General features: G+C 49.1%; 14 protein-coding genes. 10 read left to right on the top strand and 4 right to left on the bottom strand.

The annotated features are described in order from the left end of the window. Positions 1-5: 5 nt before the first annotated feature. From AC1XTG_RS20825 to AC1XTG_RS20810, 4 genes are all read left to right on the top strand, one after another. Positions 6-4,121, top strand: coding sequence for a hybrid sensor histidine kinase/response regulator (locus AC1XTG_RS20825; protein ID WP_484843281.1), 4,116 nt, complete (start codon positions 6-8; stop codon positions 4,119-4,121). 188 nt (positions 4,122-4,309) lie between these two features. Next, the gene (locus AC1XTG_RS20820) at positions 4,310-7,498 is read left to right on the top strand and encodes a SusC/RagA family TonB-linked outer membrane protein (protein ID WP_484843280.1); all 3,189 of its coding nucleotides are present in this window, start codon (positions 4,310-4,312) and stop codon (positions 7,496-7,498) included. A 14-nt stretch (positions 7,499-7,512) separates the two neighbouring features. Beyond that, positions 7,513-9,114 (top strand): SusD/RagB family nutrient-binding outer membrane lipoprotein, encoded by a 1,602-nt coding sequence (locus AC1XTG_RS20815; RefSeq protein ID WP_484843279.1) that lies wholly within the window; start codon positions 7,513-7,515, stop codon positions 9,112-9,114. 3 nt (positions 9,115-9,117) lie between these two features. Next, entirely contained in the window at positions 9,118-10,467 is a 1,350-nt protein-coding gene (locus tag AC1XTG_RS20810; RefSeq protein ID WP_484843278.1) for an aryl-sulfate sulfotransferase, read from the top strand. 51 nt (positions 10,468-10,518) lie between these two features. Here AC1XTG_RS20810 and AC1XTG_RS20805 read toward each other — a convergent pair whose 3' ends face one another. Further along, positions 10,519-11,034: a GNAT family N-acetyltransferase gene (locus tag AC1XTG_RS20805; RefSeq protein ID WP_484843277.1), complete on the bottom strand. Its 516-nt coding sequence runs from the start codon at positions 11,032-11,034 to the stop codon at positions 10,519-10,521. Continuing rightward, positions 11,024-11,308: a type II toxin-antitoxin system TacA family antitoxin gene (locus AC1XTG_RS20800; protein WP_031529107.1), complete on the bottom strand. Its 285-nt coding sequence runs from the start codon at positions 11,306-11,308 to the stop codon at positions 11,024-11,026. Before AC1XTG_RS20800 ends, AC1XTG_RS20805 begins: the two co-directional genes overlap by 11 nt. 297 nt (positions 11,309-11,605) lie before the next feature. On the opposite strand from AC1XTG_RS20800, the gene AC1XTG_RS20795 reads away from it, so the two are divergent. The 6 genes from AC1XTG_RS20795 (at position 11,606) to AC1XTG_RS20770 (ending at position 22,187) form a co-directional block, all read left to right on the top strand. After that, positions 11,606-12,214 carry an RNA polymerase sigma factor gene (locus AC1XTG_RS20795; protein WP_056286336.1) on the top strand — a complete coding sequence of 203 codons (609 nt, stop codon included), beginning with the start codon at positions 11,606-11,608 and terminating at the stop codon, positions 12,212-12,214. A 117-nt stretch (positions 12,215-12,331) separates the two neighbouring features. After that, positions 12,332-13,462, top strand: coding sequence for a FecR family protein (locus tag AC1XTG_RS20790; protein ID WP_484843276.1), 1,131 nt, complete (start codon positions 12,332-12,334; stop codon positions 13,460-13,462). A 206-nt stretch (positions 13,463-13,668) separates the two neighbouring features. After that, the gene (locus AC1XTG_RS20785; protein WP_484843275.1) at positions 13,669-16,989 is read left to right on the top strand and encodes a TonB-dependent receptor; all 3,321 of its coding nucleotides are present in this window, start codon (positions 13,669-13,671) and stop codon (positions 16,987-16,989) included. Between the two features lie 27 nt (positions 16,990-17,016). Then, the gene (locus tag AC1XTG_RS20780; protein WP_484843274.1) at positions 17,017-18,456 is read left to right on the top strand and encodes a RagB/SusD family nutrient uptake outer membrane protein; all 1,440 of its coding nucleotides are present in this window, start codon (positions 17,017-17,019) and stop codon (positions 18,454-18,456) included. Between the two features lie 33 nt (positions 18,457-18,489). Beyond that, positions 18,490-20,502 carry an FAD-dependent oxidoreductase gene (locus AC1XTG_RS20775; protein ID WP_484843273.1) on the top strand — a complete coding sequence of 671 codons (2,013 nt, stop codon included), beginning with the start codon at positions 18,490-18,492 and terminating at the stop codon, positions 20,500-20,502. Between the two features lie 20 nt (positions 20,503-20,522). Beyond that, on the top strand, positions 20,523-22,187 hold the full coding sequence (locus AC1XTG_RS20770; RefSeq protein WP_484843272.1) for an FAD-dependent oxidoreductase: 1,665 nt from the start codon (positions 20,523-20,525) through the stop codon (positions 22,185-22,187). Between the two features lie 48 nt (positions 22,188-22,235). Here AC1XTG_RS20770 and AC1XTG_RS20765 read toward each other — a convergent pair whose 3' ends face one another. Beyond that, positions 22,236-22,487, bottom strand: coding sequence for a hypothetical protein (locus AC1XTG_RS20765; protein ID WP_484843271.1), 252 nt, complete (start codon positions 22,485-22,487; stop codon positions 22,236-22,238). 211 nt (positions 22,488-22,698) lie between these two features. After that, positions 22,699-23,274, bottom strand: a complete 576-nt coding sequence (locus AC1XTG_RS20760; RefSeq protein ID WP_056283998.1) for a porin family protein — start codon at positions 23,272-23,274, stop codon at positions 22,699-22,701. Positions 23,275-23,364: the final 90 nt, after the last annotated feature.

Raw genomic sequence — 23,364 nt, 5'->3', positions numbered from 1 at the left:
GCCGGATGCGGGGAAAAATCCTCTTCTCTTTCTTATTTCTTCTTACCCTGACCTATCAAGCTTCCGCGCAGTCTACCCCCTACCGGTTTATGAAGCTCGATGCGGCCAGCGGGCTTTCCAACAATCAGGTTACCTGCTTTTTAAAAGACAGCCGGGGTTATATGTGGTTTGGCACCATTTCAGGCCTCAACCGGTACGACGGCAGGAATGTGCGTGTTTTCAAAAACGATATCCGCGATTCCAGTTCCATTCAGAATAATCACATTATCAAGCTTTTTGAAGACCCGCAAGGCAGGGTTTGGGTTACTACCATTGAAGGGATCAGCATTTTCGACCCGGAAAAAGAATCGTTTATCCGGAATACAATGCAGTATGTACGCCGCTTCGGACTTGCTGATGCGGCGGTTTCTGACATTGTAAAGGACGTGCGCGGACAATTCTGGTTTGTCCACGATTCTTCGGGGATTTACCTGTACCGCCCGGGCCAGGCTACCCGGCATTTGCATTACCGGCACGCCGACAACCGGATTGCGGCGATCAGCAGGGACGGAAAGGGTAACTTATGGGTACTGCACCGGAACGGGATACTGGATCAAATTGATGGACAAAGCCACCGGCTCCTTTACCGGAATGCATTGCTCCAGGAGCGGAATGCAGGCCAGCAGCTGCCTTACAGCATTACTATCGACAAAGACGGCGATCTTTGGATTTACGTGCTCCGGGCCAATAGCGGCGTCCATTATTTCAATGCGAAAACAAAAGCGTTTACCCACATTGATAAAAACACACCCGGCCCAAAGCTAAACTCCAATATCATTCAGGGGATTGTAGAGGGAAATAACGGGCTGATCTGGATAGGTACCGATCACGGCGGGATCAATATTCGTGACAAACAAAAATGGCAGATCAGTTACCTGGTGCATGATATTGATAACAAGAAAAGCCTGAGCCAGAACACAATCAATAGCCTCTACAAAGACGATAGCGGCATTATCTGGACGGGAACTTATAAGGATGGGATCAATTACTACCATGAAAATATCTTCCGGTTCCCCATTTACGAGCAAAACCGCTCCAAGTCGGCGAGTTTACCTTTCAACGATCTCAACCGATTTGCAGAAGATGAGAAAGGAAATCTGTGGCTGGCGGCTAACGGAGGCGGGCTGATATACTTTGACAGACAGAACAATTCATTCAAAACGTACCTGCACAAAGCCGGCGATCCCGGTTCCATTGGCAGCAATGTGATCGTAAGCCTTTTGATCGACAGTCAGAAAAAGCTATGGATCGGCACTTACTATGGCGGGCTCAGCTGCTTCGACGGGAAAACATTCAGAACATTCCGGCACAACCCGGCTGACAAAAACAGCATTGCAGACGATAGTATCTGGGAGATTTTCGAGGATTCGAAAGGACAGCTCTGGATAGGTACATTGAACGGCGGCCTCGACCGGCTCGACAAGTCTACGGGGATATTCACGCACTTCGCAAGCGGCGCGCCCAATTCCATTCACGCGAGCTATGTAAGCGAGATCCGGGAAGATAAGGCTGGCAAAATATGGATCGGGACCTCCTACGGGCTTGAACGATACGATTATGCCACCAATCGATTTGAACACTTCCTGAGCAATGCCGAAAGCGACAGCGCATTGAGCAACAACCTGGTGCACACGATTTTTGAAGACAAAAGAGGCTTGCTATGGATTGGTACGCACGAGGGATTGAATTTATATGACCAAAAATGCAACAGCTTTCGCACGCTCAGAAAAGAAGACGGGCTGCCTGACAATACCATTTTGTCTATAACAGAGGACCAGCAGAGTAATCTCTGGCTTGGCACGACTAACGGGCTCAGTAAAATGCAGGTATCTGCCACGACAGGGCAATGGAAATTCAGCTTTATCAATTACGATGAATCCGACGGGTTGCAGGGGAAAGAATTTACGGAGAATGCTGCATTGACCACCCGCTCGGGGCAGGTGCTTTTCGGCGGCTCAAAGGGGTTTAACCTTTTTGATCCTGAGCAAATAAAGACCGGCAGCAGAACACCTCAGGTAGTCCTGTCCGATCTGTATCTGTTTAACAAAAAAGTGGGTATCGGTAAAGAAACAGACGGATCGGTGATCCTGGAAAAAGCGCTGAGCCACAGTCAGCAGATCACATTCAGGCACGACCAGAATGTGATTTCCATTGAATTTTCGGCGCTGGACTTTTTTCATCCCGAAAAAAACAGGTACCGCTACCAGCTGGAAGGTTTTGATAAGGACTGGATTACGCCGCTTGATAAATCCGGCAGGGCAACTTACACCAACCTGGACCCGGGCACCTATGTTTTCAAAGTAACTGCCTCCAACAATGACGGTATCTGGGCAGAGCGCGGTGCCGAGCTGAAAATCATCATTCTGCCGCCCTGGTGGCAGACCTGGACGGCGGTAGTGTGTTACATTATTCTGCTCGGTCTGATTCTGTATTTGTCAAGAAGAGAGATCCTGCGGCGGGAACGGATCCGGTTTGAGCATCAGCAGGAAAGGAAAGAGGCGCAGCGAATGCACGAGCTGGATCAAATGAAGATCAACTTTTTCACCAATGTAAGCCACGAATTCCGCACGCCGCTCACACTGATCCTGTCCCCGATCGAAAATATGGTGAGGGAAACGGACGAGCCACGCAGGCAAGGGCAGCTTAACCTGATTTACCGCAATGCAAAAAGGCTTCTGAACCTGGTTAACCAGCTGCTCGACCTGGGTAAGCTTGAATTTCAGGAACTGCGCTTTCATCCGCGGGAAGGCGATATTCTCCGGTTTATCCGCGAGGCTACCTTCTCGTTTTCGGATCTATCGGAGAAAAAACATGTGAAGCTCAGCTTCGAGTCACAGGTTAAAGAGCTTGTGACGCTTTTTGATGAGGATAAGCTAGAAAAGATCCTGTTTAACCTGCTTTCCAATGCATTCAAGTTTACACCCGAGAACGGAACCGTGAAGGTGACTACCAATATCATCCGTAATCCCGACCAGCTCAGGTTTTTGGAAATCAATGTAATGGATACGGGAATCGGCATTCCGGCGGAAAAACAGGAGAAGATCTTCGACCGTTTTTTTCAGAATGAGCTGCCTGCCAGCATGGTCAACCAGGGAAGCGGCATCGGACTTTCCATTACCCGGGAGTTTGTCAGGATACACGGAGGTACCATCACCGTTTCCAGCGTGCCAGACCAGGGAAGCTGCTTTACCGTCACACTTCCCGCGCCCGATCCCGGTGAAGTTAAGCCCGATCAGAAAACGGGCCTGAGCCCGGCAGCTGCGCCCCTCATCGCTGAACAACCGGCAGACTTACCTCCTGCACGCGCCAAGATCCTGCTCGTGGAAGACCACGCGGATTTCCGGCATTACCTAAAAGAAAACCTCTCCGAAAACTACCAGATCCTTGAAGCGGCAGACGGAAAGGCGGGACTGAAAAATGCATTGGGCGAGCTGCCCGACCTGATCGTAAGTGACGTAATGATGCCCGAAATGAACGGGATCGAGCTTTGCCGCAGGCTGAAAGAGAATGCCGCTACTTCGCACATTCCGGTGCTGTTGCTGACCGCACGCAACTCGGAGGAACAAAAACTGGAAGGTTACCAGACAGGCGCGCAGGATTACATTGAAAAACCCTTCAATTTTGAAATACTACAATCGAAGATCAAAAGTCTGCTCAACCAGCAAAATGCAGCCCGTAAGGCTTACCGCCAGCAGGTGACCATCAAAGGAAAGGATGTGGCGATCAGCTCACTGGACGAGAAGCTGATTCAGAAAGCCATTGAGGTAGTTGAGAAGAATATGGCTAACCCGGATTTTTCAGTGGAGGCATTCAGCAAGGAGTTGGGCATGAGCCGCATTCATTTATACAGAAAACTTAATACCCTGACTGGCCAGTCGCCCGTCGATTTTATCCGCACGATCCGCCTCGACCGCTCGCGCCAGCTTCTTGAACAAAGCCAGCTTACTGTTTCCGAAATCGCTTACCAGGTCGGGTTTAATAATCCGAAATATTTTGCCAAACATTTCCGCGAGAAGTTCAACGAGCTGCCTTCTGCTTACGCCGGTCGTAAAAAGAGCAGTGCTGCGCCGCCTGCGCTCTGACGATGAATGTTACATACCGCAGGTAACGCCTGATAATGCAATATGTAACATTTGGATACCTGATCTGCATGCATTATGTAACTAGTTTTGCATTTAGGCGCAACAAAACAATGTACTGCATTGTTGGACAGCAGCAAACTACTCTTTCTAAATTCTGTACCCTTGCAAAATTATCTACTAACAACTCTATGAAAAGAATTTCTCCTCTCATTCTTTTTCTGCTTCTCGCCTTCCAGGTCCGCGCACAGAACGTGACCGTGAAAGGTTTTGTCAAAGATGCAGAAACCAACGAGCCGCTTCCGGGCGTTTCCGTGCTCGTAAAAGGCACCAACCAGGGCACTGCTTCGGGATCCAACGGTAACTACTCCATTGATGTACCGGGCGGCGGCGTACTTACTTTTTCGTTTATCGGATATGCCCCGAAAGATGTTACTGTGGGTACGCAAACTACCATTGATGTTTCTTTGAATGCAGACACGCAGGTGCTTTCCGAGGTAACTGTAACGGCACTAGGGATCAAACGCGAAAAGCGTGCACTGGGCTACGCCGTGTCTGATGTAGGCGCGGAGAATATTGCCAATAATGGTGAGACCAATGCAATTGCGTCCATTGCCGGAAAAGTAGCGGGCGTCAATATTTCATCTACCACGGCTGGTCCTACGGGTTCAAGCCGCGTGGTGATCCGGGGGATCCGGGAATTGCAGGGCAGCAACCAGCCTTTGTATGTGATTGACGGGGTGCCGGCGGTGAATGGTAACATCGGAAGCGCAAGTCAATGGGGCGGGTTCGACCTTGGCGACGGTCTTTCCGACATTAACCCCAACGATATCGAGTCCATTTCGGTACTGAAAGGATCGGCAGCGGCGGCATTGTACGGAAGCCGGGCATTGAACGGGGTGATTTTGATCACTACCAAAAGCGGCAAGGCAAACAAGGGAGTTGGTGTGGAGCTGAACAGCTCATTTACACTGGATGAAATTTCCACCCGCATGGACGAGCGCCAGAAAACCTATGGACAGGGAAATGACGGCGTTTTCCCGACTGACCCTTTGCAGGCAAGAAATATCACCAGCAACTGGGGACCCAAGTTTACCGATTTTGAAACCATTACCCAGGCAGACGGCACGGTGCGCCCCTACCGGTACATGGACGATAATATCCAGGATTTTTTCAGAATGGGCAGAACGGCGATGAACACGATCGCAGTGTCGGGCGGCAAAGATGATAACACGGTCAGAATGTCGTATTCCAATATCACCAACACCGATATTGTACCAAAAAGCGGTTATGACAAAAACATTTTCGCGATCCGCGCTACATCGAAGGTTACCAACAAGCTTTCGGTAGATGCCAAGATCAATTACATGACGGAAAAAGTGAAAAACCGGCCTGCGTTGACTGACGAGGTAAATAACATCGGGAATGGTTTGCTAGGCCTTGCTGCCAACTTTGACCAGGCATGGTTACAGGATTATACCAACCCGGACGGGACTTATAAAAACTACACGGGTAATATTTACCGCTCGAATCCATACTGGACGCTCAACAAAACCTTCAACAGAAGTACCAAGGAAAGAGCGGGCGGTTACCTGAACATGAACTATACATTCAATAGCATGTTCAGCCTCAACTTGCAGGCAGGTACCGACTTTTTTACATTCAACCACGAGAATTTTTACGATAAATATACCCCGGCTTACGACGGCGGTGCATTGAACCAGCTTTCGATGAATACGAATGAAACCAATTTCCAGGGTTTGTTCAATTTCAACAAAGACCTGGGGAAAGACTTCAAGATTTCGGCCATGGTGGGCGCTAACCTGATGAAGTACCGCAGCAAGGGAAATAACATCAGCGCGACGCAGATCATCCAGCCGGGTACGGCCAATCTGGTCAACTTTACAGAGAAGCTGATCCAGCCTTTTGACAACCGCAAAGAGATCCAATCAGTTTTTGCCAGCGCGCAGCTGAGCTTCCGCGAGTTCCTGTTTTTGAACATGCAAGGCAGAAACGACTGGGCTTCCACCCTTCCTCCTCAGAACAATTCCTTCTTTTACCCTTCTGTCGACGCGAGCTTTGTGGTAACGGACGCATTCAAGATCGAATCGCCGGTACTTTCTTTTGCCAAGATCAGGGCTTCATTGGGACAGGTTGGTAGTGATTTTGATCCATACAAAACCACTTTCGCGTACAGTCTGACAGGCCGCTCGATCCGGGGGTTACCTATGGGAGAAATCCTTGGCGGCTCTATTCCGAATGCGAATCTTAAACCGCAGATCAAGACTTCTTTCGAGCTGGGAACTGATATCCGTCTGTTCCACGACCGCATCGGGCTGGACTTTACCTACTATGATGAAGTAACAAACGACGTTTTGCTTGATATTACGGTTCCTGAGACAACGGGCTTCAATACAGCTTCACTGAATGCCGCCAAGCTGAGAAACCGCGGTGTGGAGATCCTTCTTAATACGACGCCTGTGAAGCTGGATAATGGTTTTCAATGGGATTTGTCATTGAATTTTGCAAAAAATGTCAACGAAGTAGTCGAGCTGAGCGACCTGCTTGAAACCTTCACGGTGGCGGAAGCACGCTGGGCCGGCGCGACGATCATCGCTGAAAAAGGCAAGCCTTTCGGAACGATCATGGGAAATGGATTTTTGCGCGACGATAATGGAAACCGTGTGTATAACAGCAGCAACGGAGAGCCGCTCCCGACAGCAAGACCAATCGCATTAGGCAACACGCTTCCCGACTGGACAGGCGGGGTGATTACCTCTATCGGTTACAAAGGATTGCAACTGAAAGCAGCATTTGACGTGCGCGTAGGCGGCGATTTGTTCTCGATGACCAACATGACCATGCACATGAACGGTTCACACGCCAATACGGAAGAAGGCCGCGAAGGCTGGAATGCATACCAGCGCGAGCGCCAGCTGGCACAAGCCGCTGCACAGGCAGCAGGCCAGGAAGCTAACCTGGATGATCCTGCAAGTCCGTACTATGTCGACCGCGCCAACAGGGGCTTTGTCGGCGTGGGTGTAAACCAGGAAGGAGCGCCGAACACGATCCCGATCAGTCCTGCGGCTTACTGGCAGAGCATTGGGAACAACATCCCTGAGCCGTTTATCTACGATGCGAGCTACATCAAGCTGCGCGACCTGGGACTTAACTATACCTTTTCAAGCTCGTTGCTAAAAAAGACGCCTTTCAAAACCATTACACTCGGTGTGATCGGACGTAACCTGTGGATTATCAGCAAGAACACGCCCAACATTGACCCGGAGTCGAACTACAACAACGGCAATGGACAAGGCTTTGAATACGGCTCTCTGCCTGGCCGCAGAAGGTACGGTTTCAATCTGGTAGTGAAATTTTAAACAAGACATTGAACATGAAAAAGATCATATATTCACTGGCGGCGCTTGCGATGCTCATGCAGGGCTGTACCGAACATTTTGAAGAATTAAACAAGAACCCTGCGGGCTTTTCCACGATCTCTCCGGGCGTGCAGCTTACCAAGGTACAGGCTGACCTGTCGGGCCAGCGCGAAGATGTGTGGCGCTATGACCTGGCGATCAGCTCGCCGCTGGTGCAGCACCTGGCAGGCTCCTGGTGGACGCAGCACGGAGGCCAGTACCGCATTCTGGATAAAGGTCAGTGGTACACGCTCTGGGAAACCACCTATCCCCGCGACCTGAAAAACATCCAGGACCTGATCAACCGGACTACAAACGATCCCGCACAGGTGAATATCAATTCGGCAGCGCGGATTTTGCGGGTGTACATCTTTTCAAGGCTTACCGACCTTTACGGGGATATCCCCTACTCGGAGGCGATCAAAGGGTATACAGACAAGATCTTTTTACCTAAATACGATACGCAGGAAGAAATCTACAACAGCTTTTTCAGTGAACTCGACGCGGCTGTCAAAGCAATGGATGCGACCAAAGGCACAGTGCAGGGCGATGCATTTTATGATGGAAATGTGGACAAATGGATGAAGTTCGGCAACTCGCTGCGGCTGCGGCTTGGCTTCCGGCTTACCAAAGTGAAGCCCGATCTTGCCAAACAGCAGGTGGAAGCGGCCATCGCAGGCGGTGTGATGACTGACAAAAGCTATACCTGCATGATGCGCCACGAATCCATTAACTATACTTTCGGTGAAAACCGCGGTAATGGCCGCTCACAGGTATTCCAGGCAGATGTTTCCTCTTCGGGTTTCAGGCTGGCGAATACTTTGGTAGACCACCTGAAAGCGACCAAAGATCCCCGTTTGTTCATTTACGGAGGCACTTACCTGCCTGTCAACGGCAGCGAAGCGATCGACAACAACAACAATCTGGATATTACCCCCTATCTGCAGGAAGGCTTGACTTACGGAGGTATGTCGTGGAATGTGTGGATGCCGGATCAAACGATCAAGCTTGCTTCCGGGCAGAGCGTGGTGGTTCCAACAGCTTACCGCAGAATGCAGCCCAGCAAATACGTAGCCGCATTCAATGCACCGTTTTTTCACCTGACTTATGCGGAGGTGGAGCTGCTGCTTGCCGAAGCTGCCTCACGCGGCTGGGGCGGACAAACCAATCCGCAGGACCATTTCATGAAGGGCATTCAGGCGGGCTGCGAAATGATGAGCAGCTACCCCGGCGCGCCAGCAATTGCGCAATCGGCTATTGATGCATTGAAAGCTAATTACGCTGTTTTCCCAACTACGCTGGACGGCCGGATGAAGGTGATCCACGAGCAAATGTGGGTGAACTTCTTCCTGAATGGAAGCGAGGCCTACTCCAATTTCCGGAGAACCGGTTACCCAAAATTAGTGCCTTTTACTTCGGTGGACTGGTACACCAGCGGCACCAATGGCGTGATACCGCGTCGTTTCTTCTATCCTGAATCAGAGGCTGTACAAAACCCGACGAATTATACCGAGGCAATTGGCAGGATCGGCGGCGCTGACGACTGGCTGAAAAGAGTTTGGTGGGACAAAGAATAAGCGATGTTTAGAAAATTCAATCTGTACTTATTTGTCGCTCTTGCAGGAATCGGTTTTTCCTGCGAGAGCGACAATGCCGTTGTGGCGCCGCAGGTTCAATCCGCTACGGTTTTGAACAGCGGTATAGCTGCATTGACGGCCAGGATCAAGTTTACTTTATCCAAAGAATCGGAGGCCAATGTGAGGTACTGGCCTGCTGCGGGGAGCGAGAGCAATGCAGTCTCGTCGCCCGTTTCTTCATCAAAAAAGAGCCACTCGATTGCGCTTTTTGAGCTCAAAGAAAATACGGCCTACAACTACCGCATTATCTCCAAAGCGGAAGACGGAGCGGAGCAGGCGGGTGATGTAAAAAACTTTACCACAGCCGAAATGCCCGCCTGGCTGAAAGCGTATTATGATGAAAGCAAAAACAGTATCCGGGAAAATTTGCCGGGATACTACTTTCTGGTGCCTTCTACCAAGCCCAATGGGCTGGTCATTCTTGATAAAAATGGTAAAATTGCCTGGTACTGGTCTCCTCCTGCCAAATACGTGATCAAAACAGCGCGCTTTACGCCCAAGCATTCGCTATTGATTCTTTTGGACGAAAATGCGAACCCGATGGCAGACGGCAACATTATCCTTGAAACTTCACTCGCCGGCGATACGCTGTCTTATTTCAAAATGGGTGAAAAAGGGTTTGATAAATCGGTTCACCATGATTTTCAAATGGACAGCAAAGGAAATGTTGTGGCGATCACCAATGAGTTCAAAGACAATCTTCCCGGTGACGGTATCCTGGTGCTCGATAGCCAGGGTAATAAGATCTGGTCCTGGTCGACCTTTAACGAGCTGACGCACATTGATCCTACAAACTATGCGCAGCCCTGGGGAAATTCGCTGGTGATCGATAAGGACAACAACTACATCATTTCCCTGCGCGCACTCTCGCAGGTCTGGAAGATCAATGCAGTTTCGGGAAAAGTAATGTGGAAGTTGGGTAAAAACGGGACTTTCAAAATGCCGGCAGGCTCTGATTTCCTCTTCCAGCATTTTGCACACCGCAATGCAAACGACGAGATCATGCTTTTTGACAATGGATCTGCTGCCAGACCAAGCTCCCGCGTGCTTTCATTTACACTGAATGAAACGACAATGGAAGCAACAAGCAAGATTCACGCGACTTTCTCACCCGATCTTTATTCTGCCATTATGGGAAGCACCATGATGCTGCCGGATGGAAATATTCTATCCGCCAGCGCAACCAACGGAAAGCTGATCAAAACAGACCAGACCGGGCAAGTAATCTGGACTTTAAGTACTTCAAGTCCTATTTACCGGGCCGAGTATATTGTCAATCCGTTTCAGCTGTAAAAGCGTTGGGTGTGTTCAGGCGGAACAGTAAGTATTGTATAAGCTGGTTTGTTAAATAGTTCTTTCCTGCTCAACCAACTTCCTGATTGTCGCCATCGGGAGAAACATCCGCCCGCTGCCAGGCAGGTCTATAAACTCGTGTCTGGCGTAGAATTTTCTTGCGTCGCTATCCAGCGGATCAACGATTACTGCTAGTGACGCAATTACTTCAGCGTTGATCAGGCCTTTCTTTAATGCTGCATAAAGCAACGCAGATCCAAGTTTTTGTCCCTTCACGGTTTTGTCGAGAGCCAGCCTGCCAAGCAATGTTGCCGGGAAATCCGCATATCCCCTGGGTAGTTTTACAAGCATTGTCTCAGGCATATCTTCGCGAGAAACTGATGCGGCCGAAAGAGTAAAATACCCCTTGACTACACCTTCGCTATCCTCCAACACATAACAGATCGATAGTGAACGTTTTACGTCCTGCTTTGCCTGTTTTTTAATGTAATTGTCTAAAGACTCCCTGTCACAACAGAAGTTTTCTTTTTTATGGGTACTATTTAGAATACTGATGCTAAATCCCATCTATTTCATGGTTTAAGGCCGCTGATTGCGCTTTCTTAAGACCTTCTCCCGGAGCTGGCGGATTCAGAATGGCATCTACAAAAATCTTCTTGTCTTCGATCGTCTTTAACACCTTCTCATTATCCATGATAATTTTACCCGCCTCTGTATTGACGCAATAAATAATAAACTCTGACAGGCTCTTAAACCCGCGGAGCGCCGAAGCATACTTGATCAGCTCCTTTTGTTCTTTGCTGATCCGTACATCTATGCGGTCATTTACTAATGTTGCCATTGCTATTCTGTTATATATATTAGCTTTCAGGTAAGGCATCATCCATCACCTGCAAGCTAATGTACGTAAATCTGGCGTACATATCAAATGCACTTTGTGGAAGATCCCGGTAGGTCCACCTTAAATCTTCACACTCTTTCCTGTCGCAACCTACGCCAAGCAATTTTCATTTGTTTTCAGCGGTGTGTAAGCGCATTAAAAAGGGCGGTGGTGAGCTTTTAATATGATCAATTTCACAGGAATATTGTGATTTACAGGTTATTTATCATTATTTTGGATAATAAACCGAAACTCCTGATGAAAATAGCATTGCCCCGTTCCGAAGCGCCCGACGATCAAGCGTTGTGGCAGCGGTTTGTTGCGGGTGATGTAACTGCATTTGATCAGTTGATGTCCTCTCACTTCCGGGCGCTTTTTCATTATGGCAGTAAGTTTTCAAGAGACAAGGAGTTTGTCAAAGACTGCATTCAGGACCTTTTTCTGGCACTTTGGGAAAAACGGCAGAACCTGAGCACCGATATCGCCGTCAAACCTTATATGATGGCCTCGCTGCGCAGACTGATGCACCGCAACATTACCGGCAAATCGCGGCTTTCAGACGAACCTTTTGATAACCAGGAAGGTACCTTTGAAATCGAGTTTTCTGTGGAGCAGGAGTACATTGATAACGAATCGACCCTGGTACTGACACATAAACTCAAAAAACTGGTAGACGAACTTCCGCGCCGCCAGAAAGAGGTGATTTACCTGAAATTTTTCCAGGAGTTGGAGCGCCACCAAATCTCCGAGATCATGGAAGTGTCCCCACAAACAGTCTCTAACCTGCTTCAGATAGCGATCAAGCAGCTTCAAAATCACTGGAAAGCCGAATTTATCGTATTTGCGCTCATCCATTTGTTTGTGTAAAAACCCGCTTTATTCTGTCACGAAACCTGGTTTTTATCTTTTATCCAGAAATAATTTAAAAATTATTGGTATCCTGTACCTGTTTTTGTCTATCGTATCATAGACGCAAATTCTTGTATGGACCAATACCTAAATTTTGAAGCTGAGGACTTTGTCTGGGATCCGTTTTTCAGACAGTGGGTACTCGCTCCTACGCGCGAAAGTGACGCTGCGTGGACGCAATGGCTCGCAGAAAACCCGCAGATAATGCCTGTTACCCGGCAGGCGCGTCAGGTGGTATTGGCCCTGCGCACAAACGAACCAGAGCTATCTGCCTCCGAGATCGACAGTATCGTTAAAAATACAGTGGCAAGAATACAGCAGACTGGCCAGGAACCCGGCACGCGCACATTGCCGCGGCGCCCGTTTTACAAGGCAGTCTGGTTCCGGTTTGCAGCATCGGTTGCATTGCTGATCGTTGCAGGTTGGTGGCTGACGCATTCAAACCTCAATGAGCAACTGCCGGCAATTGGTACACTTGGTACCGGCCGGGCGCAGGAGCAGTCAGAGCCGCAGCAAATTAAAAAGACAAATGCAACAGCCCACCCGATGGTAGTAAAGCTTTCGGATGGCAGCCAGATCACGCTTTCTCCCAGCAGCAGCATTACTTACCCCATCCGGTTTACAGACTCAAAGCGCGAGGTGGTGCTGAATGGATACGCCTTCTTTGAAATTTCCAAAGACCCCGACCGCCCGTTTTTTGTGTATGCCAATGAGCTTATCACCAAGGTATTGGGTACCAGTTTTACGATCAATGCATTTGAATCGTCGCACCAGGTCACCGTCGAGGTAAAGACAGGCCGCGTTTCGGTGTTCACCAAAGCCGGAGCGGGCTTGCAGGCAAAGGCTGGCAAGCGCGAGCAGGAAGGCGTGGTACTGTCGCCCAATCAGAAAATCATATTCGAACGTGATGATGTGAGAATGGTCAAAACGCTGGTGGAAAAGCCCGAAATCATCGTCTCCAAATCGCAGGTACCCCATTTCGAGTTTGAAGATACGCCCGCCAGCCAGGCAATCGCGTCGATTGGAAAGGCATACGGCATCGATATCATTTTCGACGAAGAGCTGCTGAACGGTTGTCCGGTTACCGCCATGTTGGATAATCAGACCCTGCACGAGAAGCTTTCGATCATTTGTAAAGCCATTGAGGCCAATTACGAGATCATCGACGGGCAGATCGTCATTCACAGCAGGGGCTGCCGGAATTAATGCAAGTACCTGGTCTTAATTGTAAACCCGTAACCCGCATTACTCAAAAAAACAGAAATCACTGACTAACAAGTAAAAAGAGCCGGCAATGTTCCCGCATTACCGACTCCTGATTATTGTCCCCACATGATTGGCGTCATTTACCTCCATTTCGGAGGCGGGGGCTGTTTTGCCAACTTTTCAATCTTAACAAAACAATCAAATCTATGAAAAAACCTTTAAAGTGCCGTCAGGTATTAAAGTGGACGATGCGAATAACAGCTACCCAACTCCTGTTTGCCCTCTTGTTGATAGGAACCAGTTATGCGCGTGAGGGCCGTGCACAAACGCTGCTCAGTCAGAAAATATCCATTGTCGCCAATGGAAGTGAAGTCAGGAAAGTCCTCGCCCAGCTCGAAAAACAGATCGACGTCCGGTTTGTATTCAGCTCCAAGCTGATCAACTCAACCAGAAAAGTAACTGTTTCGGCCCACGACAAACCTTTGTATGAAGTGCTGGATCAGGTACTTACGCCACTGGGACTGCAATATGAAATTTCAGGAAAGATCATCATTTTGAAACGACAGGGAAGCTTGCCGGATGTAAAGGCAAGCGAGGGCGCTGTAAAACCTGCTAAAAACATTTCCGGGAAAGTCCTGGATGAAAAAGGCACAGGGTTACCTGGTGTGAGCGTGGTTTTGAAAGGCACGCAAACCGGTACCACCACCGATGCAGAAGGGCAGTTTCAGGTAGACGTACCTGACGCTACTGCCAATGCAGTGCTGATTTTCAGCTTTGTAGGTTACCAGTCGCAGGAAATTGTGATCGGCAGCCAGTCGGCACTGATCGTGAATATGGTACTGGAAGACAAGTCTTTGCAAGAGATCGTGGTGATCGGTTACGGACAGGTTAAAAAGAGCGACCTGACCGGCTCGGTAGCTTCCATTAAATCAACCGAACTGAATGCATATCCGGCCACAAACCTGGTGCAGTCGCTCGCCGGCCGCGCGGCTGGCGTGTACGTGTCGCAGAACACAGGTGCTCCGGGCAGCCCGATCAGTGTGCGCGTGAGAGGTACCAACTCCATTCAGGGCAGCAATGAGCCGCTTTATGTGGTGGATGGTTTTCCGTATTCAGGTAACCCTACTCTGCTCAACAATGCCGACATCGAATCCATTGAAGTACTGAAAGATGCTTCTGCAACTGCTATTTACGGTTCGCGCGGGGCAAATGGCGTGGTACTGATTTCTACCAAACGCGGGAAAGCAGGTCGCATCAATGTAGACTATGAAGGCTATTATGGCGTTCAGACGATCCGCAAGAAGCTCGACCTGATGAATGCGACCGAGTACGCCAATTTCTATAACGAGCAGGCTGCTAACGACGGCGTTGCGCCGCATTTTACCCAGGACCAGATCAACAGCTTCGGCGAAGGTACCGACTGGCAGGACATTGTTTTCCGCAAAGCACCTGTTCAGAACCACGCAGTGACTGTGAGCGGGGGTACCGAGAAAACGCGCTTTTCAGTCGCATTGAGTAATTTCAATCAGGACGGGATTGTTAAGGGCAGTGACTACGTGCGTAATGCATTGCGGGTTAATCTGAGTTCGGATCTGAGCAAGAAGTTCAAGTTTGATATCAGCTCCATTCTCAGCCGCATTGACTCCGACCGCAAGAATTCGGAACGTGGCAACCGGGGAGGTACATTGATGTCGGCAATGCTGTCGGGATATCCAACAATCGCACCTATTCTGCCGGATGGAAGCTATTCAAGACTTGCGGAATCTTACGCCTGGGGATCCAATGTGATCACCAACCCGCTGAACTATCTGAACTACTTTTCGGACAAGATCCGCTCTAATAAAGTGCTCACCAATGCAGCAGTGACTTTTGAGCCGGTAAAAGGTTTGACTTTCAAAACACTTGCCGGAATTGAGAACACCGATGACAAAACCGATACCTACACTACCACCCGTTTTGTCAACTCAAAAGGCTCGGCGCGCATCGAAACTGCGCAGATTACCAGCTTTCTGAGCGAAAACACGGTCAACTACATCAAGGATTTCGGTAAACATAATATATCGGCGGTCGCGGGCTTTACGTACCAGGATTACACCGCTACTGCTTTCAGAGCGGCGGGAAGCGGCTTTATCAGTGATAACCAGGAAACCTACGACATAGGTGCTGCTGCTACGCAGGAGGTACCATTCTCTTCTTACCAGAAATGGGCACTACTCTCCTATCTGGCGCGGGTGAATTATACATTCAACAGCAAGATCCTGGCTACTGTCAGCTTCCGTGCCGATGGATCGTCGCGGTACAGCGAGGGCGAGAAATGGGGTTCATTCCCTTCTGCGGCACTGGCGTGGCGTGTTTCTGAGGAAAACTTTATCAAGAGCGTTCCTTTTATTTCTGACCTGAAAATCCGCGCGGGTTACGGCGAAACGGGCAACACGTCCATTAACCCGTATTTTACCCTGAACCAGCTTATTTCCAATCAGGTTGTTTTCGGCGACGCGCTAAACATTTACTACGCACCCGGAACAAGACTGGCTGCACCTTTGAAATGGGAAACTACGGCGCAGGCTGATATCGGAATAGACCTGGGCATTCTGAACAACCGGTTTACATTGACAGCCGATTACTACATCAAGAATACCCGCGACCTGCTGAACAACGTGGCACTTCCTTCTTCGCTCGGCTATACTTACACGATCCAGAACATCGGGAAGATCCAGAACAAAGGATTGGAACTCGGTGTGAATGCAGCCGTACTGGAAGGTGCATTCAAATGGAATATTTCAACCAATCTTTCTATCAATAAAAACAAGGTCATGAAGCTGTACGGCGGCAATGATATCCTTGGACAAACGATTGGTGCAGCTGTGAACGACAATGTCAACATTCTGCGCGAAGGATTTCCGCTGGGCTCTTTTTACGGGTATGTGGAGAAAGGGTATGATGATAAAGGTTTTATCGCCTATGAAGATTTCAACAACAACGGCGCGAGGGACGCGGGTGATAAAAAGATCATCGGTAACCCCAATCCGAAGTTTACCTACGGCTTCAATTCGTCGATGTCCTACAAAAACTTTGACCTGAACATTTTCATTCAGGGATCTCAGGGCAATGACATTTTCAACCTCAGCGCGCAGGGACAAGGTTATGATTACGGACAGGCACTGAATATGCCGCGTGAGGTATACCTGGATCACTGGACACCCACCAACACCGACGCGAAGTATCCGATCATCAGGACTTCTTCCCAGGCACAGATGTCGGACAGGTTTGTGGAAGACGGTTCTTACCTGCGCTTCAAAAACATTCAGCTGAGCTACAATCTGCCGGTATCAAAACTGGAATTGAAGTGGCTCCGCAATGCGCAGATCTATGTAAGCGGCCAGAACCTGATCACTTTCACGAAATACTCGTGGTATGATCCCGAAGTAAACTCCTACGGAAGCGGCAACTCTTTTGTACAGGGGATCGACCACTATGTGTATCCTGCGGCAAAAACGACCACAGTAGGTTTGAGAGTTGGGTTTTGATTTTTAACAAAGCATAAACATTTTACAATGAACAAGATATTCACCTGCTTGTTTTCAGCCGTGGTTTTCATGTCCTGCTCGGACCTTTTGGAAGAAAAACCAAAATCACTGGCTTCGGAAAACTTCTATAATACTGCCTCGGAAGCCAAAGCGGCAGTTAATGCCATTTACGGCCCGATGCGACTTGATAATGGGCTTTCCATTAACTATCCCGCACAGCTGGAAGGATTGGCCGATTACGGAAATTCGCGCGGTACCCAAACTGCCGTGAGTCTTTACCAGGGACTTGATAATACCAACATCAACCGCGTAGCTGTGATCTGGGACAACTTTTACCAGTCTATCCGCAATGCGAACCTGGTGATCAGCAATGTTCCGAAAGGTACCAGTACGAGCCCGGAAGAAAAGGCGATGTTTGTTGCCGAGGCGAAGTACCTGCGCTCGCTGATCTATTTTGCAATGGTAAGGAACTGGGGCGGCGTGCCGCTGCGTACCGAAGAAAATATGACGGTAGCCGACATTCCCCGCGCGAGCGTAGAGGATGTGTACAAACTGATCCTTGCCGATGCGCTGGAAGCCGAAGCAGGGTTGCCTGATGTGCCAGCTGAAATCGGCAGACCAACCAAATGGGCAGCAAAAACGCTTTTGTCAGAGATATACCTGTATCAGGAAAACTGGGCAGGCGCTCAGACCAAGTCGAAGGAAGTTGTAGAGAGTAACAAATACTCGCTTGTGGAAGTGGTTACTTCTGAGGATTTCCAGAAAATATATGGCCCTGAGGTTGTCAATACCACCGAGGAAATCTTCTATTTCAAATACTCCCGTCAGCAGGGTTTTGGCCTGGTCAGCTACGCCCATCGCAAGACTGACAAGTTTAACTACTACGGTCCTGGCGGGGTGTACGCACAGTATACCGACTCGGTTTCGAACCCGGTGATCAAGAACTGGGACGCCAAAGATCTCCGCAAAGCGCACATTCTGTACAATGTAGATATCGGGCTCGGGCCTAATTCCTGCCTATTCCGCAAATACCGTGACCCGGCAGCAACCGCAGGAGCAGGCAACGATTATCCCTGGTACCGCTATGCTGATCTGCTTCTTTTTCATGCCGAGGCTGATGCCCGCGCGAATGGAAAACCGACAGCTGAGGGTTTGGAAAGTCTGAACAAAGTGCACCGCCGGGCTTACGGATTTAATTCCAAAGCACCGTCGGCAGTGGATTTCAAGTTGAGTGATTTTTCAGGACTTACTGCCTTTATAGATAAAGTGGTGCAGGAAAGAGGCTACGAAACCATGTATGAAGGAAAACGATGGAACGATCTCAAAAGATTGGGTATCGCCAAGCAGCGGATTCTGGAGACAAAGAAAATCGTAGTAGCAGACAAGCACATGCTGTGGCCGATCCCGAACTCCGAGCTTCTTTACAACAAGGCGATCAAGCCTACCGATCAAAACCCGGGATATTGAAAACTGACAACTACTCACTAAATCAAGCATGAAATGAGGATAAAACTGGTAGCCTTTACGATCCTGACTGCCTTTGTTGCTTCCGGGTACCGCTCCTCGCCGCGACAGGCGGCCCGGAAAGTGGATATCTGCATTTACGGCGGCACGGCAGCAGGTGTAATTGCGGCTTATACAGCCAAGAAAATGGGAAAAACGGTCGCGCTGATCGAACCTACCTCGCATTTGGGCGGGATGACCTCGGGCGGTTTGGGGCAAACTGATATTGGCAATAAATATGCGATCTCAGGCCTTTCACTGGACTTTTACCGCAGACTTGGCAAGCATTACGGCAAGTTTGAACAATGGATCTTTGAGCCGCACGTAGCGAAGAAATACCTGCAGCAATATCTGGACGAAGCGGACATCAAGGTGACTTACCAGCACAGGATTGTTTCGGCAGCCAGGAAGGGTACGGCGATCAGTTCCATTGTTTTGGAAAACAGCGCAAAACCCGCTCCCGCAACCAATACCACGATCGAAGCGGCAATGTTTATTGACTGTTCTTACGAGGGCGATCTGATGGCGCGTGCAGGCGTTTCCTATGCAGTAGGCAGGGAGGCGAATGCTGAATATGGCGAGACGATCAATGGGGTACAGCTCATGACAGGCCACCAGTTCCCCGACGGAATTGATCCCTACAAAATCCCGGGCAAACCCGAAAGCGGACTGCTGTGGGGCATTTCAGACGAAAAGCTGCTGCCTGACGGAACCGGCGACAAGAAGGTACAGGCTTATAATTACCGCATTTGCCTCACTTCCGATCCGGCCAACCAGCTGCCTATCACGAGACCAGCAGGGTACGATTCTACGCGCTACGAACTGCTGGTAAGGCTGATGAACAAGCAGCCGCAGCGGAAAACGCTAAATGATTATTTCATCTGGAGCAAAATGCCGAACAACAAAACGGACATTAACAACCGCAACGGCTTTTCTACGGATATGATCGGAACAAACTACGCGTATCCCGATGCAGACTACAAAAAGCGCGGGGAGATCATCGGGGAACACGAGGTGTATACCAAAGGTCTGTTGTATTTCGTGGGTCACGACCCGCGGGTACCTCAGGAACTCAGAAGCGAAATGCTGAAATGGGGTTACCCCAAAGATGAATACACCGACACAGGCAACTGGTCGCCGCAGCTTTATGTACGTGAAGCGCGGAGAATGGTGGGCAACTACGTAATGACACAATCCAATTGTGAAGGAAAAAAAGTAGTAACTGACGGTGTCGGAATGGCCGCTTATACGATGGATTCGCACAACATCCAGCGCATTGTGGTGAATGGGATGGTTAAAAACGAAGGTAATGTGGAAGTAGGCGGCTTTGGCCCCTACCCTGTTTCCTACCAGGCGATTGTCCCGAAACCTGCCGAATGCACCAACCTGCTTGTGCCAGTTTGCCTGTCTGCCACGCACATTGCTTACGGTTCAATCCGGATGGAGCCGGTATTCATGGTGCTCGCCCAGTCAGCTGCGGCGGCGGCTGTAATGGCGATTGATGGCAAGCTGCCCGTGCAGAAAGTGGATGTTGCAAAACTGCAAAAGCAGCTGGCGGCGAATCCGCTGGTAAACGGTAAAATCCAGCACGTGGTTGTTGATAATGAAGATAAGCAGCATGTTAAAGTAGAAGGGAAATGGAATACCGGCAACAAAGGCGGCTACGGACCTTCGTTTTTTGCTTCTGACACAACTACAAAAAGCACGCAGACTGTCCGGTTTACGCCGGTAATAGCCAAAGCCGGCAAATACGCAGCTTACATTTATTTACCCAAGCTGCCAGGATTGTCTTCCATTATCCCGCTCACAGTTTCCGATGGTAAAAACCAGAAGAATGTTTCGATTAAAACTGCCGACGTGCAGGTAGTAGGTCAAACTTCGGGTGAATGGGTGTTTTTAGGGGATTTCGATATCGCTGCGGGTTCCAATGCTTTTGTAGAAATGTCCAATAAAGGAGCCGACGGGCTTGTGCTCGCAGATGCGGTGCTGATGGTACCGGCAGTTAAATAATTTACCTAACCTTTTTAATAATGAAAAAATTAGTCGCATTTGTATTTGCAGCCCTCTTCCCCGCTTTATCCTACGCGGATATCCAAAAAAATGAGTTCGAAGCTGATGTAATTGTTTACGGAGGTACTTCGGGCGCAGTGACGGCAGCAGTACAGGTTGTTAAGCAAGGCAAATCGGTGATCATGGTATCACCTGACACGCACCTCGGCGGACTTTCGTCGGGCGGATTGGGCTTTACTGATACGGGCAACAAATCGGTGATCGGCGGGCTCGCGCGGGAGTTTTACCACCGCGTTTACCTGCATTACGACAAACCCGCAGCCTGGCAGTGGCAAAAGAAAGAAGAATATGGCAACAAAGGCCAGGGTACGCCCGCCATGGACGGCGCCGACCGCACGATGTGGATATTCGAACCCAAAGTAGCCGAGCGCGTTTTTGAGGATTTTGTCAAAGAAAATAACCTGAAAGTTTACCGCAATGAGTGGCTGGACCGCGAAAAAGGCGTGAAAATGGAAGGTGGCAGGATTGTATCTTTCAAGACACTGAGCGGCAAAACCTTCAAAGGCAAAATGTTCATTGACGCCACCTATGAAGGAGACTTAATGGCCTCAGCCGGTGTGAAATACCACGTGGGACGTGAAGCCAACAGTGTTTACAATGAAGAATGGAACGGGATTCAGGCGGGCGTTTTCCAGCACGGGCATTATTTCAAAAAGAATGTGAGTCCGTACAAGATCGAGGGTGATCCGAAGAGCGGGCTGCTTCCTTATGTATCTGCCGAGCCTATCGGGAAAAACGGGGACGGTGACAACAAGATTCAGGCTTACTGTTTCAGAATGTGCCTTTCCGCTAATCCTGAAAACCGTATTCCGTTTGCCAAACCGGAAGGTTATGATCCTGCAAAATACGAGCTGCTGGCAAGAGTTTACAAAGCGGGCTGGTCAGAAACGTTCGATAAGTACGATCCAATTCCCAATAAAAAGACGGACACCAACAACCACGGTCCATTCAGCACCGATTTCATTGGCCAAAACTACGATTATCCTGATGCGACTTACGAGCGCAGAAAACAGATCATCAAGGAACACGAGCTGTACCAGAAAGGTCTGATGTATTATCTGACAAATGATAAGAATGTGCCCGACAGCGTGCGTGCCGAAATGGCGAAATGGGGCCTTCCAAAAGATGAATTCAAAGATAACGGCGGCTGGCCGCACCAGATCTACGTCCGCGAGGCACGTCGGATGATCGGCCAGGAAGTTATGACCGAAAATGAGACTTTGGGTAAAAAGACAGTCAACCAATCTGTGGGAATGGGATCTTATTCACTGGACGCGCACAATGCACAGCGTTATGTGAAAGAGGACGGTTTTGTTCAAAATGAAGGTGATATCGGCGTACATCCCAAGGTACCTTACGCCATTTCCTACGGATCGCTGGTACCTAAAAAGGCTGAATGCGAGAACCTGCTGGTACCTGTTTGCCTGTCCAGCACGCACATTGCATTCGGGTCAATCCGGATGGAGCCGGTATTTATGATACTCGGCCAGAGCGCTGCCTCGGCTGCGGTACTGGCTATTGATAAGAAAGTGGCCGTGCAGGATGTAGATTATGCGCAGCTTCGTGCACAACTATTGAAAGACAAGCAGAGGCTCGAATACGTGGCGCCGCAAGCAGGCAAATAAATGCAAAATGCCTTCTCTTAACGGGAAGGCATTTTTTTTGATAGCTGCTTATTTTTTATGCATTAATTCGGCCAGTTCGTCAATCAGTTCATCGGTTTGGTCGAGATATTGTTCTTCATTCAGTAGTCCCTGCTGGTACGAATGCAGGACCATATCCAGGTCTGCCTTAATCTTCCCGCGCCGCTTTCTTGGGGTTCGGGGGGCCGGGGGGTACCGTTCCTCAATCCAGTTAAGTATCTGGCTGACGATAAAGCAGATTGTCCCGGCGACGATAAATAGTATAAGTTCAAGAAGTATCACTGCGCTACCCGGGTTAGAGATTAGCTGAATGGCAAGTGGATTATAAACTTAGAAAAAACGCGCGAAGGATACAATTACTTCAAAGTCAGTTTTAAGGGTAATCGGCATTGTGAGCCGAACGAACAGGCAGGTGTACCGGATTGAAAGCTAACTACATAAAAAAACGGACAGGCTGATTAGCCTGTCCGTTCTCTTTGAGAATCCAATTTGATTACTTAACCAGCGGGATCGCCCAGAATAAACTGGCCTGGATCACGCTGTTTTTGAAATCAGGATTGATGTTCTGACCAGTGAAATCTCCCACTTTGGAAAGACCTGCTACATAGCGAACGCCAACTCCAAGTCCGATCGGCGACTGGTATCCAATACCACCTGCCGCTGCCAGATCCAGGTTTTTAGCGAAGTTGTTGATCGTTTGATCAGGAATATCGGATGAAGTCCTGAAACCAGCCTGCGGTCCGAATTCTACGTAGAAGCCGCCATTTGTTTTGAACTTGAACATCACCGGAACGGTAACGTAGCTGATTTTGAAATCAGACTTATTTCCATTTCTGTCAACTTTCGCACCTTGTGTGGAGAACAAAACTTCTGGTTGCAGAGAGAATACCTTTCCAAATCCGTAATTGATAATACCGCCGAGATGGTAACCTACCAAAGCGTCAGACTGAATGTCACCGCCGGTATAGTTACTGATGTTTAACCCTGCTTTTGGGCCGATGCTGAATGATTGTGCGAATGCTGATTGTACGGACAGGAACAGTACCGCAGCAAATAATAATTTTTTCATAATAGTAAAGTGATTAAAAATGATTTCGGTTGTACCCGGAAATCGTACTGCCGGGAAGGCAACCGACCCAGTTAATTAACCTGGACAACG

Source organism: Dyadobacter sp. HNCC25DJ183 (assembly GCF_056895175.1).
The sequence above is the reverse complement of the archived record's forward strand: the minus strand, read 5'-3'. Positions and strand labels throughout refer to the sequence as shown.